This window comes from Vagococcus acidifermentans (assembly GCF_003987655.1).
Taxonomy (GTDB): Bacteria; Bacillota; Bacilli; order Lactobacillales; family Vagococcaceae; genus Vagococcus_B; species Vagococcus_B acidifermentans.
On record NZ_NGKC01000012.1, the window covers coordinates 41,725 to 55,753 of the forward strand.

Sequence of the window (14,029 nt, forward strand, 5' to 3'; positions counted from 1 at the left end):
GAGAAAATGCACGTAACCATTCCAGGCTACAAAACGTTGACAATCGACAAACTGGTATTTGATTTTAACGGGACGCTGGCAGTTGACGGCAAGATTGCAGATGATGTCAGAAATCGGCTGCACCGTCTGGCAAAAGATTTTGACCTTTATGTTCTGACGGCGGATACATACGGCACTGTGAGGGAAACATGCAGCGGATTGCCTGTGACTGTTGAGGTGTTTCCCGGCAGTTCTGCGGCTGACGGCAAGCTGTCAATCGTGAATCAGCTGGGTGCTTCCTCATGCGCCTGTATCGGAAACGGCCGCAACGACGCCGCCATGTTTGAAGCAAGTGCACTGTCAGTGGCTGTCTTCGGGCGGGAAGGTACTTATGGTCCGCTGTTGTTACAGGCAGATGTCTGTACCGCATCCATTACAGACGCGTTGGATTTGTTTTTGTATCCGGCAAGACTGATTGCAGATTTGCGCGGGTAGGTGAGGCTGAAAAAACGAGAGTGTTCGACCTAGAGCCATTACATAGAAATAATCTCTGAAAAGCGGAAAGAAACTCCCGCTTTTTTTATCGGACAGAAGAAAGCGTCTCAGGCTGATAAGTAGCTCCGGTGAACCGTTCATGGGATAATGACAGTAAAGGCAGTCTTGAACGGACAGCTTGTTTCGGAACGGAGGGATACTGATGGGAAAGGCACAAGGTGAACACGGACAGGCGGAAAAAAGAAATTTTTTGGAGAAGCTTTTTGAACAAATAAAAAAAATCGGCAAAATGATATGGGGCGAGTTAAAGACGCCATGACGGCTAAGGTAAAGCGTCTTGGAAAGACAAGCAGTCCCGCTTGAAACACTTTGGAGAAAAGTCAATTTTTTTCTCAAGGTGTTTCTTTTTTTTTAGCGTTTTATTGAAGTACGAAGACGTATTTAAGGTGGGCGATGTTTTGCCGACATCAGGGAATGAGATTGGAAACAGCTGATAAGATAACAGTCTCCTTATCATAAACATTCAAAAAAGGGCGATTATACGGTATACTAGAGGTAACAACAAGCGAGGAGGAATGACAATGACTAAGCAGAATAAACCGTTGACTGAAGTGCTGATTGATCGCGAAGACCATCAAACATTACTGGAATTTGCCACGACTCTGGAGAAAATCGCTGAAAAATTGAAGACAGAAGGTTCTTTTACCATGGTTGAAGGGACAAAGGAAAATGTGATTCAACCATCTGAGCAGTTGGAAGTTGAATACAAATACGAGAAAAAAGGGGACAAACACTCGTTTGAAATTGAATTCGAATGGTATACAGGGGAAAAAGCGTCGCAAACAATGACTATTGAATAAATAATCATTTGTTTCAGTGAGAGAAAACAGGAGTGCCTGAATCGACAGCGCACTTCTGTTTTTTTTAGCCAAGTCATTGGCAGTGGATGGTTTACAATGAAAAATACACCTCGAAAATTGAGGTGTATCTGTTCTGTTAAATAAATAGTAAGGATTTATTCAACATAAAATATCATATCGTCTTTTTAATTGAAAGTAAATAGATTTTATAAAAATACACCTCATTTTAGAAAAGAGGTGTACATGAGAAGTGTTTTATGGATAGAGTATCCATCCAATACGTTTATCTTAACGCTGATTGCGGAAAAAGTAAACAGTGTTTCGGGACATTTTACCGCGTCGTTATGCCGGTTATTCGCCCAATACCGTTTTACAAGGTGTATCCAAAAGACGTGCGGCAACGGCCGTTCAGCGCTGAATGGTTATCTCGCAATGATTTTCGCCGTTTGCAGACAAGACATCTTCCAAATAACAGCGCAGGAAACTGTCTTCCTGCTGCTGGAGCAGCAAGTAGCCGTCATCATGCTCAAGTACTTCTTTTTCACTGTCGGATAGCGGGACGCAGCCATCAAAGTACCATGTGTTGACACGCGCGGCAAATGCTGCTATCTGGTCGGCTGTATCGACATCAAACCAGTGTTCATTGTACATTTGTTCGTTTGCCATCCCCATTCGGTGGCGGAAAAACAATTGGTAGGAATAATCGGAATAATTGAGCAAATCGGGATTGGTTTGCCGGGTTGCTTTTGCCCATTCGGCGACATTCAGCGGGGCACGTTTGTAATGGATTTGCCGAGGCGACACGGTTATTTTGCCGATGCTGTTGGATAATGAAGCAAAGCAGCCGGTAACGATATCGCAAATATGATGCCCTTGTATTTGTTTACAAGCAATGTTTTGGGCGTGGGAATGTCCTGACAAACTCACCGGGAGTGCGTAGTCGCTGAACAGTTTTTGAATATCAGCGGCATTGTCCAAGACAAAACCTTTGTTGATTTGTTCATTGTGTGCCATCAAATTGTGGTGAATTACAGGGATAACCAGCAAATCGTTAGTTTTCGCATAGGCCAGCATATCCGCAGCCCAGTCCATTGTTTGAGGCGTCAGTCTCCCTGCATGGACCGGCGGATTCAGCTGGTCTGTCTCTGCGTATTCGCTGGAGTCCAGCATGAGCAGCATGAGGTCTTCAAACGGACATACCGCATAGCTCAACGAGCGGCTGTCCCGTGAAATGGCTTCGGAATACCCCATGTTGTCAAACAGCTCGGAAAATTCGGCAGGTGTCAGCTGTTCAGCCGGAGCGGGGGATTCCCTGTAGTAGGTTTTCGACCAGCCGTTGCAGAGGTCATGATTGCCGGGAATCACATAGACTTGCGTTTCAAGCGCTTCGATGCGTGCCAAGTAATCTGCCAGCTCGACCGCACTCTGCTTTTCTCCGTTAAAGGTCAAATCGCCGGGAATAATCAACAACCGGGGTCTGTGTTGTTCGATTTGCCAAATCAGTGCCTCCATCAGTTCCTGCTGATAATCCAGCACGATGCCGTTTGTATTGTTTTTGATGAGTTGGAAGGCTTTGCCCCGGTCGTGCAGTTTGTCGGAAAAATAATGGAGATCGGTGATGACCCAGATGCTGTCTTGCTCGGTGACGGGACGGTGAGCGTAGCGCTTTTCCACGTACGTTTTTCGAAACACGTTGTCTGATGTGTTTTTCCAGTAGACAGCTACCCCTGTCACACAAAGAAGCAGTCCGATAAGCAGGAAGCTTGTCAGTTTTCTTTTCAATGTCCTCACCTTATTTTCTGTCGGTTGTTCTTACTTGAAGTATACCATAAAGCAGCCATAAAGAAGTTGCCGGACCTTGATTTTCGTCCGTACTAACGGCATAATGAGCGTTATATGATATTGAGTCGTTAAGCAGAAGAGAGGGAAGTTTATGAAGAAATTAAAGATAGTTCTGCTGTACCTTGCGTTTGCGGTTATCGGCGGAATCGGCGGGTATTTATTAGGCCCTATGCTCGATGACGTTCATTTTGGGCTGTGGGAAATAATAGTGGTAGTGTTGTCGCTGGTTATTTCCTTTTTACTGCACATTGCGATACATGAAGCAGGGCACGGCCTGTTTGGCTGGTTGTCAGGCTATAAGATGGTCAGCTACCGCATTTTGTCGTATTTATGGATTTGGCAGCCGGACGGGCGGATTCAATTTCGCCGCTTCAGCGTTCCGGGAACGTTGGGACAGTGTCTAATGGCACCGCCGCCGTATCGTCAGGGACAGTTCCCCTACAAACGATACTTGTTCGGCGGCGTGCTGGCGAACATTATTGCCAGTCTCGTGATTGGTCTGACTCTGGGTTTCCGCTGGCTGCCGGCAGCGGTGTTTGCGCTGGTCGGCATTTTGGTTGCACTGCCCAACATCATTCCAGCCGGATTCAATGACGGGATGTCCATCAAAGTCGCTTCATCCAGTGAAGAACAGACCTATCTTTTTTACATACAAATCGCAGTGAACTACCAGCTGATGATGGGGCACACATTTAAAGAGTTGCCTGACGAATTTTTTCAGGCAGTTCCGGAAATACCGGAAAGAACGTACTTTAACACGTCTCAGAGCTTTCTGATAGTCGGACGGGCACTGGAGCTGCATGATTGGCCGCGATTTTCAGCTGAACTGGAGAAGCTCTGGCAGATGCGGGAAGACCTGATTGTCATTTATCAAATCGAGTTGAAGAAAGAGCTGCTCTTTTGTCTGTGTTTATTGTCGCCGGAAGATGAGCGGATTGCTGAACTGTGGCAAGATAAACAGGTCAGAGCAAGCTTGAAGCAGACGGGCATGGCCAATAAGCGTATCGAAGCAATGTACGCCTATGCAGTAGAACACGATAATGACCGGGCACAGCGCTTGTTGGCTGAAGGGCGCGCTCTGCTGCCTAAAGCGCCGAATCCCGGTGACGGCATGATTGAGTTTGGGGTGAATGACTGGCTGGCGGAGCGGATGAGGGACGGGGCGTGGACAGCACACAACACTCTTTAAAAAAAGCTGAAATCATGAAAATCATCAATATTATTTTGATGATTTTCTTTTTTTTGCGGTTGCATGGCTGATGAGATACTCATATTGCTTAACGGTCAGCTTATTTTTGGCTATGAAAGCGCATTTCTTTTTGGAGAAACGAACATTATAATAAAATCAAGGCGACAGAATAGAAGATAACTAATGATTAAATGGAGGAGGTAAATATGTTTTTGGACGATCGAAGCAGGCAAATTTTAGAATATCTTATTTTTCATCCGAAAAGCAGCAGTAAAGAACTTATGACCCGGTTTTCGATTAGTCGCCATCAATTAAGCTACAGTGTTAATAAAATTAAGGAATGGTGTAAAGACAATGATTTGCCGGAACTTATCCGATTGAGGAGCGGTAGTTTTCACATTCCGGAAGCATTAGCCCTTTTTTTAAAAAATAGTGGTAGTGTTCATTCAGAACAATCCTCTCACTATGTTTTGTCAGAAGAAGAGCGCGCCACAGTTATGTTGTTGATGATTATGTCCAATCGCGATTATTTGTCACTTGACCATTTTTCAGTTGATTTAGATGTCAGTAAAAACACTGCGATGCGGACCATTGCGTTTATTCGCGAACAATTGCCTTCAAATGTGGCGGTTGATTACGACCGAAACAACGGCTACCGAATCACGGGAAAAGAATGGGAAATCAGAAAGCTTATTTTGCAGACGATTCATAAAACAAGTTTGTTGCCCAACGGCAATGAGTATTTGAATAAATATATCGAAAATAAGGATATGCGAATCAAGCACTACCGTCAGATTCTGGAAGATGCCGAGCATCTGCTGAATGTGACATTTACGGATAATCGGATTGACATTTTGCCATATATGCTAGCGATTATTTCACTCCGGATTGATCAAGGATATGTCATACAAGAATCCTTTCATATTAAAAACCATATGTTGGCCAACACTCAGGAATACGTTGTGGCAAGTAAGATTTTCAACAACTGGAAAAAGATACCCGATCAGGAAAAATCATTCATCACGCTTCAACTGCTGACAACTAATATTTTGTCTGGTGAAATGTTGACGGAAGATTTGACGGAAGGGCTCTCGAAAATCGTCGACGACTGCCTCCAAGATTTTGAGCGACGGGCTTTTGTCAATCTGAGCAATAAAAATGATTTGAAAAAAAGGTTGTTACTGCATTTAAAGCCGGCATATTACCGGATAAAGTATCACCTCAATTTGAATATGAATGTGGAAAACCTCTATTTCAGTGAACGGCAGAATGCCATGAAAGCAATTATTTATGAGTCGTTCAGACCACTGGAAGAATTTATCGGTGAAAATTTGCCTGAGGAAGAGCTGGAGTTCATCTCCCTTTTCGTTCTAAGCAATTTATCTGAACAGTCGATTAATCCCAAGCAGCAAACGGCTGTTGTGGTTTGTAAAAGCGGGGTATTGATTTCTCAAACACTCGACACGATTCTCAGGAAAAAATTCCCGGAGTTTACTTTTTTCCCGCCGTGTTCTCTGCGCGAGTACCGAGACTTGGAAGTCAATGCAGACATCGTCTTCTCAACGGTTCCGCTGGACAGAGACAAAGGAGTTTATCTTGTAAAGTCTTCACTGAATGAAGACGAATTGGCGGAATTAAGGTTGAAAGTGTTGAATGATGAGTTGTCAGTCACCCAAAAAAAGCGCCCGATTTCAATGGCGAAAATCATGGAGACGATTGAGTCGTACGCTGACATCATTCAGTATGATGATTTGGAGCATTCACTAGGTCAAATACTATACGAAGGCGGTTACCGGCTGGGAAACAAAAAACAAAAACTCTCTTTGAAAATGCTGCTATCTTTTGAACATGTGACGAGTGTCAGGCGAGTGGCTGATTTCAAGGAGGCAATCAAACTGGCCAGTGCACCTTTGCTCCAGGAAGGATATATTGAAAAACGCTACATCGAAAAAATGATTGAGAATCATGACTACAATGACGCCTATACAGTGTTGGGCAGTGATGTGGCGCTGCCCCATGCGCTTCCGGAGTACGGAGTTAAAAAGCTAGGGGTTTCCTTGCTTCATGTGAGGGAAGGTGTCCATTTTTCACCGGAACATGTCGTTCATTTTATCTTTGTTGTTGCTCCAGTCGATAAAGAAAAACACATTGAAATTGTATATGAAATCATGAATCTGGCAGAAAATGAGACGCTGTTAAGTCAGTTGAAGTCAGCTGAAACAGATGAGGAATTGTATAAATTAGTTATCCAGAAGGGGAGAAGAGATAGTGAAGATTAGGGAATATGTCGATCGCAAACTAGTCATTTTTTCAGCAAAAAAAGAAAAATTTGATGTTTTAACAGACATCGCCAATGTTTTGGAAAAAAACGGGAAAGTGACATCAGGTTATAAACAATCACTGATTGAACGAGAAAAGAAATTCCCAACAGGTTTGGAGACTGAAACGATCGGTATTGCCATTCCTCATACAGACAGTCACTATGTGAAAGAATCGGCGATTGCCGTTTGTGTGCTGGAACATCCAGTGCCGTTTATTCAAATGGGAACCGAAGATGAAGAAGTGAAAGTGGAATTGATTTTCATGCTGGCGTTAAAAAATGCCGAAGACCAGCTGGAGATGTTGCAAACATTAGTCGAATTGATTCAAGATGACCAAATCATATTGGCGTTAAAGAATGCCGGCTCAGCAGATGATGTGCTGGCTAGCATCGAAAGATTTTCTAAAGAAGCGTGAGGTGAGAAGATGTTTGGCCCCATTATCGACAGAATGCTGCATTTTAATTTAGGTAAAGTCGGACGTGCGATTGTGACATTGATTCAGGAAAACATGCTGATTTTTCTTGTGCTGTTTATCGCCTATGCCAGTTGTATGTTATATGCCAAGTACGTTCGGACTCGGTTGATACCTGAAAAAATGAAGGATTTCCTGATTAGTCGAAAAGCATCCGGAACTTTGGACGAACTGTTCAGCCAGTGGCTCGCAGAGCGGCAGACTTGGCCAAAGTATCTCGTTGTGCCGACGTCGAACGAGTTATGGATAAAGCCGGCATCACACATGACCGGCAATGAAAAAATGTTGTTCTATACAACAGACAGTCAAAAAATGACTGAAAATGAATTGTTTACAATCTTAGTAAAAGAATTACGATAAAAAAATAAACGGAGGATATTGTAAATGCGTAAGAAAAGAATTTATATTTGTTGTGGTTCTGGGATTGCAACGTCAACTGTGATTGCCAAAAAAGTAAAGGAGGTGCTGGATAAAAATAGTATTCCTTACAATGTTGAACAGTGCACCGTTCAGCAAATCAGTTCTAAAGTCAGCACTTTGAAGCCGGATTTAATCGTCAGCTCGGCTCAAATTACGACAGATGTGCAAGACGTACCAGTTGTGATGGGACGCTCATTTTTGACAGGTATTAAAGTTCAAGACACGATTGATGAAATTGTAAATATTTTGAAAGATTAAGGAGGCGTTTTGTGTGGGAATTGTACTTGATTTTTTCCAGTATATTATTGATCTTGGCGTTAGTGTCATGATGCCGATTATCATTACGATACTTGGGTTGATATTTGGTAATAAGTTGTCGGCGTCGTTTAAATCGGGGTTGACAGTTGGTATTGGTTTTGTCGGATTGAACGTCATTGCGACATTAATGATGGACGCCATCAGTCCGGTGACGCAAGCGTTGGTTGACCAGTATAACTTTAAACTGACAGCAACGGACATTGGCTGGGGCGTGGGCTCTTCGCTGGCGTGGGGAACGGAGATTGTACCTTTTGTTTTTCTTGTCGTCATCGCCACTAACGTCATCATGATTGCATTAAATTGGACGAAAACGATGGATGTTGATATTTGGAATTTTTGGCAGCCAATGATGATTGCCGGTGCGTTGTATCTTGTAACCGGAAACATGATCATCGCTTTATTGAGTGCTGTTGTTAACATGGCAATTATTTTTAAAGTGGCGGATTGGACTCAAAATGATTTAGATGAGGTATTGGGTCTTGAAGGTATTTCATTTCCGCAGATTCAGTCAAGCGGCTGGGCATTTATCGGTTACCCGTTAAACTGGCTGTTTGACCGCTTACCTGGTATTAAAAACATTTCATGGACACCTGAAAAGGTGCAAAATCGTCTAGGGGTATTTGGCGAACCAATGTTGATGGGCTTGATTGTTGGTGGCGGGCTTGCAGCAGTTGCCGGTATGCCGGTCAATGTTATTTTACAAACAGCTGTCACGATTGCAGCAAGTTTGGTGCTGATGCCTAGAATGGTTGCGCTGTTAATGGACGGACTGACACTGATTTCTGAATCAGCGCAGGAATGGATGCGCAAACGGTTCCCGGGACGTGAGTTGTATATTGGATTGGACTCAGCGCTTGGAATCGGTCATCCGTATGTTTTGACAACTGGTCTGTTGATGATTCCTGTTGCACTGATTTTGGCCTTTATCCTGCCGGGCAACAAAGTTCTGCCACTGGCGGACTTGACCGCTTTACCGTATTTCATGGTCTTTGCAATTGTCCCATCGAAAGGGAATCTATTTAGAGGACTTCTATCAGGTATCGTTTTTACAACTATCATTCTTTACTGTGCCAGTTACGCAGCGCCGATTGTAACGCAGTTGGCAGTTCAGGTTGGTTACCAGCTGCCTGAAGGGGTAAATGAAGTAACATCCCTTGCAATTGGTTCACAGTGGTATACATGGATTGTATTCTGGCTATTCGAAAAACTCGGCAGCCTGTTTTAATTAAATATTTAGGAGGAACAACAAATGAAAGCAGCATTAATGTACGGTGCAAATGATATCAGAATAGAAGAAATTGAGAAACCGGATTACGGCAGTGAAGGCTTACTTTTAAAAGTCGAGGTCATTGGCTTGTGCGGGTCTGATATCCGGAATTTGACAACAGATTCCCGCAAAGGGGACTATCCTCATATTTATGGACACGAAGTTGTCGGAACAGTGGCAGAAGTGGGCGATAACTGCAAAAAATACCAAGTGGGCGACCGCTTATATGTTTATCCGGCAGTGCCATGTCTGGAATGTGAATATTGCCGTGCCGGCAATAGCCACAGTTGTAAAAATCTAAAAGCATACGACCGCATTCAAGGCGGGTTTGCCCAATATATGGCTGTACCGGACTGGGGCGTGAACGGACCAAATATTTATAAAATACCGGATGATGTCGCGTTTGAAACAGCGGTCATGTCAGAACCGTTATCTTCTGTCTATGCTTGTCAAGATAATGTCAATGTGCGCATCGGTCAAACAGTAGTCATCGTAGGTGCCGGTCCGATTGGCTGTCTGCACGCAGAACTGGCGAAAATTCGCGGTGCCGATCAAGTGATCATGGTGGAAATTAATGAACAGCGTTTGGAAGAATCCAAGGCATTCGGTGCAGACCATACGATTAACAGTATGAAAGAAGACGCAATCGAAGCCGTTCGTCAATTGACGAATGGGCAAGGTGCGGATGTCGTCATCTCGGCTAATCCGTCCACTAAGGCGCAGACTGATGCTGTGTATATGGTGAAGCCAAATGGGACACTGGTCTTCTTCGGAGGTGTGCCAAAAGGGCAGATGACAGACATCGATACGAACTATCTCCACTATAACAGTATCTGGGTATACGGTCATTACGGGTCAAATACGATTCAAGTTAAACAGTCTTTTGACATGATCATCTCAGGAAGAATCGACGCATCCCGCTATGTGTCCAAAATTATGCCGCTGGCTGAGTTGTTTGATGCGATTCAATTGATGAAAAACGGCAAGGCGAATAAAGTGCTCATCAAGCCTTGGATGTAATGTGTGTTAGTCTGAAAAAGAATAATCAAAGAAGGGACAGCTTATGAAAAATATTTTGGAAGCAAAGTGCATGAAGGAAATGATCGAGGTCACCACAAATATGTATCGACTCGGCTGGGATGAACGAAATGGCGGTAATATTTCTTATCGTTTGGATAAAAGCGATATTTCCGACTATCTGGATGTCACCAACGTCATTAGAAGTCTACCTATGGATTTCGACGCAAGTGCGCTGGCGGGAGAGTATTTTATTGTCACGGGTTCTGGCAAGTATTTTAAAAATGTTGCGAGCAATCCGGAAGAGTCGTTGGGTATCTTCCGGGTGGCCTCATCCGGAGATGCGATTGACATACTGTGGGGATATGAGAATAACAGTGTACCGACCTCAGAGCTTCCGTCACACTTGATGAGTCATATTGCAAGGATGTCCGTTGACCCGGCCAATCGTATCGTGATGCACTGCCATGCGACACATCTGCTGGCGATGACCTTCACCCACTCACTGGATCCGAAAGCATTCACACGAACATTATGGCAAATGTGTACAGAATGTCTGGTAGTCTTTCCTGAAGGTGTTGCAACTATACCGTGGATGATTCCCGGTACAACGGAAATCGGCGAAGCCACAGCAGAAAAAATGAAAGAAACACGTCTTGTCGTTTGGCCTTATCACGGTATTTACGGTTGCGGTAAAGATATGGATGAAGTGTTCGGGTTAATCGAAACAGCCGAAAAAGCAGCTGAAGTGTATACTTATGTTCAGGCTCAAGGAGGAGTCAAACAAGCAATTACGGATGAGAACCTTCACGCTTTAGCAGATGCATTTGGTGTCACACCGAAAGCTGGGTACATATCTTAAAGCAGACATAAAAGAGAGCCCCTCTCTCTTTTATGTGACCAATAGTGAATAAAATCACAGGAGGAAATGATATTATGGCAAACAGAATGATTTTGAATGAAACATCTTATTTTGGTGCAGGGGCAATCCAGCATATTACAGAAGAAGTCAGCAAGCGCCGATTCAAAAAAGCATTTGTCGTGACGGATAAGGGGTTGGTGTCAGCCGGTCTGGTTGAAAAGGTGACGAGTCTTTTAACAGAAAACAATCTGGATTTTACACTTTTCGATAAAACGATTTCCAATCCCACAGTGGCAATTGTAAAAAAAGGCATTGCTGAATTCAAAGCTGCCGGAGCAGATTACATTTTGGCCATCGGCGGGGGTTCGCCAATTGATACGGCTAAAGCGATTGGTATTGTCGTTGCAAATCCTGAATTTAGCGACATCGTTAGTTTAGAAGGCGAAGCACCGACCAAAAACCCAAGTATTCCGCTTCTAGCCGTACCTACCACATCAGGCACTGCCGCAGAAGTGACGATCAACTATGTGATTACTGATGAAGAAAAGAAACGGAAGTTTGTTTGTGTGGATGTCCACGATATTCCGGCAGTCGCATTTGTTGATAGTGAAATGATGCTGGGGATGCCGAAAAGTTTAGCTGCTGCAACCGGTATGGACGCATTGACACATGCAATTGAAGGTTACATCACTAAAGGTGCGTGGGAAATGTCCGACATGCTTCATATCAAAGCTATTGAAATTATTGCACGTTCGTTGCGGGCTTCTGTTGCCGGGGAGTTGGCGGGACGGGAAGAAATGGCATTAGGTCAATACATTGCCGGCATGGGCTTCTCAAATGTCGGACTCGGCTTGGTTCATGGAATGGCTCATCCGCTTGGCGCTTGGTATGATACCCCGCACGGAGTAGCTAACGCCATTTTACTGCCGACAGTTATGGCTTACAACAAAGAATTTACTGGCGATAAATACCGAGATATCGCTGTGGCAATGGGCGTTGAAGGTGTTTCGGAAATGACTCTTGAAGAGGCTCGGAATGCTGCAGTGGAGGCAGTGCGTCAATTAGGCATAGATGTCGGCATCCCGACCACGCTGACAGAGGTCGGTTTTAAAGAAGAAGATGTCATGAAAATTGCCGAGGATGCATTGGCAGATGTCTGCACGGGCGGCAATCCACGGGATACTAATGTCGCAGAAATTGCGGAGTTGTATCGTTCTCTAATATAAAAGACAGGGAGAAATTGGCCATGAAAATATTTGCGGCGTCAATTATGTGTGCCGATCAAATGAATGTGCTAGCTGAGGTCAAGAAAGTGGAAGACAGTGGCTGTGAGTTATGGCACTGTGATGTCATGGACGGTGTGTTTGTTGAAAATATGGCGTTGTTTCCGGAATGGTTGGCGGCATTGAAACAAGTCACTAAGCTGCCGCTGGATATTCATTTAGCTACAGTGACTCCAGAAAAATTCATTCCGATGTTTGCCAAAGTGGAGCCGGCTGTCATCTCTTTTCATATCGAAGCTGTACAGGATGTGGAAGAAATGATTGCGTTGATTCATTCGTATGGCATCAAGGCTGGGTTGGCAATTAACCCGGAAACTCCAATCGAAGCAGTTTATCCGTATCTCAACACAGTGGATATGCTGCTCATCATGACAGTCAATCCCGGATTTTCCGGACAGACTATCCAACCTGCAACTATTCAAAAAATCAGGCAGGTCAAACAACATCTTGCTGGCTGGCCGAATGCGCCGTTAATTGAAGTGGACGGCAATATTTATGACCAGACGATTCAGGACATGCAGGCATTGGCAGATATTTATGTGCTGGGTACATCGGCGTTGTTCCACACGAACGATCAGACCAGCTACAAAGAGCGGGTAGATTACTTAAAACAACTAACAGACTAGCCGATAGCATACAAAAATACCCAAAAGCCGACCTAACTTGGTCAGACTTTTGGGTATTTGTTATGCCATGATTAGCTTAATACCAGCCGTTAGCCATCCAAAACTGTTGTGCTTGTTCCCAAGACCCATAGCGGTTGGCGACATACTGGTCAGCGACGCGTTCCTGATTTTCAGCGGAGTAATCACCGTTCAAGTAAGAAGCATCAAGCTGGTAGCGGCCGATGTAACGTCCGTTTGTAGCAGAGTAGCTGCCGCTGGATTCCTTCATCGCAATCCATTCTTTGGCTGAAGACGAGTTGCCTGTGTAAGCAGCTTGTGCTTGCCCGTTGTCATTGTTTTGGGGAGCAGGTGCTTCCGTATAAGTTTCAGCTTGAACAGGTTCTTCAGCTGCTGCCGGTACGTAAGCTTCTTCCGGTGCTTCCGTATCAAATTTCAGAATTTGACCGACCATGATAAAATTGGCATTTGAGATATTATTTGCATTTGCGATAGTTGTGTAACGGGAAGAGTCGCCATAGTATTTTTGAGCGATGGTTGACAATGTTTCTCCTGATGCGACTGTATGAGATATTTCAGCAGCATCTGCTTTGTTTGCTCCAAACGGGAACAGCAGTGATGCTCCAAAAATGCCTAGACCGAAAATAAATTTTGCTAACTTCATAAAAAATAGATCTCCTTTAAATCTTTATTTGGCCAACACGATAAATTGTTGTTTGCTGGCATGACACACATTAAACCACATGGATATTACATGTCTTTTGAAAAAAAGTAACAATTCTGCTTCAAAAATGACGGCGTGTAATATATAACTGCTTTGTGAAAATGCTGTCGGAAATCTGTTTTTTGGAGTTGTTGGCCTGATGTGGTGGTATACAGCAAGCCGGCCTCGGTCGTCAGACTGAACAAACCGACAACAAAGCTTGAAGAAAAAAAACGTGGAAAAACAGAGAAGTTTGAAAAAAATACTGAAAAAAATATTGAAAATCATTAAATTAAAAATTTTTAACCCAAAAGTCGCCAATTTAGGTGTACAATTATGGAAACGGTTACGATTATAAAAACAGATATCATGCCCGTT

General features: G+C 43.9%; 14 protein-coding genes. 12 read left to right on the forward strand and 2 right to left on the reverse strand.

The window, feature by feature from the left end; all coding sequences use genetic code 11:
- Positions 1 to 6: 6 nt before the first annotated feature.
- Together CBF27_RS10530 and CBF27_RS10535 are read left to right on the forward strand one after the other, a co-directional pair.
- Positions 7 to 474, forward strand: coding sequence for an HAD family hydrolase (locus CBF27_RS10530; protein WP_126814266.1), 468 nt, complete (start codon positions 7 to 9; stop codon positions 472 to 474).
- A 581-nt stretch (positions 475 to 1,055) separates the two neighbouring features.
- A complete protein-coding gene (locus CBF27_RS10535) occupies positions 1,056 to 1,334 on the forward strand; it encodes an amphi-Trp domain-containing protein (RefSeq protein WP_126814267.1) in 279 nt (92 codons plus the stop codon).
- Between the two features lie 408 nt (positions 1,335 to 1,742).
- On the opposite strand, the gene CBF27_RS10540 is transcribed toward CBF27_RS10535, so the two are convergent.
- The gene (locus CBF27_RS10540; protein WP_170175088.1) at positions 1,743 to 3,116 is read right to left on the reverse strand and encodes a metallophosphoesterase; all 1,374 of its coding nucleotides are present in this window, start codon (positions 3,114 to 3,116) and stop codon (positions 1,743 to 1,745) included.
- A gap of 151 nt (positions 3,117 to 3,267) precedes the next feature.
- Between CBF27_RS10540 and CBF27_RS10545 the strand changes: the two genes are divergently transcribed.
- The 10 genes from CBF27_RS10545 (at position 3,268) to CBF27_RS10590 (ending at position 12,951) form a co-directional block, all read left to right on the forward strand.
- Positions 3,268 to 4,365 carry a hypothetical protein gene (locus CBF27_RS10545; RefSeq protein WP_126814269.1) on the forward strand — a complete coding sequence of 366 codons (1,098 nt, stop codon included), beginning with the start codon at positions 3,268 to 3,270 and terminating at the stop codon, positions 4,363 to 4,365.
- A gap of 206 nt (positions 4,366 to 4,571) precedes the next feature.
- A complete protein-coding gene (locus CBF27_RS10550; RefSeq protein ID WP_170175089.1) occupies positions 4,572 to 6,644 on the forward strand; it encodes a BglG family transcription antiterminator in 2,073 nt (690 codons plus the stop codon).
- Positions 6,634 to 7,101, forward strand: coding sequence for a PTS sugar transporter subunit IIA (locus tag CBF27_RS10555; RefSeq protein ID WP_126814271.1), 468 nt, complete (start codon positions 6,634 to 6,636; stop codon positions 7,099 to 7,101). The genes CBF27_RS10550 and CBF27_RS10555 overlap by 11 nt, the downstream gene beginning before the upstream one ends.
- A 9-nt stretch (positions 7,102 to 7,110) precedes the next feature.
- Positions 7,111 to 7,518: a hypothetical protein gene (locus CBF27_RS10560; protein ID WP_126814272.1), complete on the forward strand. Its 408-nt coding sequence runs from the start codon at positions 7,111 to 7,113 to the stop codon at positions 7,516 to 7,518.
- 24 nt (positions 7,519 to 7,542) lie between these two features.
- Positions 7,543 to 7,836 (forward strand): PTS sugar transporter subunit IIB, encoded by a 294-nt coding sequence (locus CBF27_RS10565; RefSeq protein ID WP_126814273.1) that lies wholly within the window; start codon positions 7,543 to 7,545, stop codon positions 7,834 to 7,836.
- A gap of 13 nt (positions 7,837 to 7,849) precedes the next feature.
- Entirely contained in the window at positions 7,850 to 9,121 is a 1,272-nt protein-coding gene (locus CBF27_RS10570) for a PTS galactitol transporter subunit IIC (RefSeq protein ID WP_126814274.1), read from the forward strand.
- Between the two features lie 24 nt (positions 9,122 to 9,145).
- Complete coding sequence (locus tag CBF27_RS10575; protein WP_126814275.1) at positions 9,146 to 10,183, forward strand: zinc-binding dehydrogenase; 1,038 nt, start codon at positions 9,146 to 9,148, stop codon at positions 10,181 to 10,183.
- Between the two features lie 43 nt (positions 10,184 to 10,226).
- A complete protein-coding gene (rhaD, locus tag CBF27_RS10580; RefSeq protein WP_126814276.1) occupies positions 10,227 to 11,042 on the forward strand; it encodes a rhamnulose-1-phosphate aldolase in 816 nt (271 codons plus the stop codon).
- Positions 11,043 to 11,116: 74 nt separating this feature from the next.
- On the forward strand, positions 11,117 to 12,268 hold the full coding sequence (gene fucO, locus CBF27_RS10585; RefSeq protein WP_126814277.1) for a lactaldehyde reductase: 1,152 nt from the start codon (positions 11,117 to 11,119) through the stop codon (positions 12,266 to 12,268).
- Positions 12,269 to 12,288: 20 nt separating this feature from the next.
- On the forward strand, positions 12,289 to 12,951 hold the full coding sequence (locus CBF27_RS10590; protein WP_126814278.1) for a ribulose-phosphate 3-epimerase: 663 nt from the start codon (positions 12,289 to 12,291) through the stop codon (positions 12,949 to 12,951).
- Positions 12,952 to 13,027: 76 nt separating this feature from the next.
- Here CBF27_RS10590 and apf read toward each other — a convergent pair whose 3' ends face one another.
- Entirely contained in the window at positions 13,028 to 13,612 is a 585-nt protein-coding gene (gene apf, locus CBF27_RS10595) for an aggregation-promoting factor (protein WP_126814279.1), read from the reverse strand.
- Between the last annotated feature and the right edge of the window lie 417 nt (positions 13,613 to 14,029).